This is a genomic window from Cupriavidus sp. 05N39 (genome assembly GCF_056397325.1).
Genome location: NZ_JBFTNE010000353.1, coordinates 1 through 408, shown reverse-complemented (window position 1 = coordinate 408; position 408 = coordinate 1). Strand labels below are relative to the sequence as shown.

The 408-nt window shown below is 69.9% G+C and carries 1 protein-coding gene; it reads left to right on the top strand.

Translation table 11 applies throughout. The features are described from left to right. Nucleotides 1-118: 118 nt before the first annotated feature. Nucleotides 119-408 (top strand): YceI family protein (locus AC1DN0_RS41675; protein ID WP_477146694.1); only part of this gene is annotated, 290 nt, incomplete at its 3' end.

The following is a 408-nucleotide window of genomic DNA, read 5'->3' as shown; positions in this document are numbered from 1 at the left end:
ACGCCGCACCGCATGCCGCGCTGTTTCCGGGCCCACCACGATCTGTTGCAGCCATGGCACTGCTGGGCATGACGGCGCTGTGCGTATGATCGGCCCAGACCTCCATGGAGCCCGGCCCGTGATCCAGCGCCTGACCCTTGCCCTGCTGCTGTGCGCCACCCCGCTGGCGGCGCTGGCCGCGCCCGATTCCTACCGGCTCGATCCGGTGCATACCCGCGTGCTGTTCGCGGTGGAGCATGCCGGCTTCTCGCATGCGCTGGGCACCGTGTCGGGCAGCGAAGGCGTGCTGGTGTTCGACCCGCAGGACTGGGCCTCGGCCACGCTCAACGTGACCGTCCCGATCCAGCGCCTGGACCTGGGCGATGCGAAGTGGAACACCGCCACCCTGGCGCGCAACCTGCTCGATGG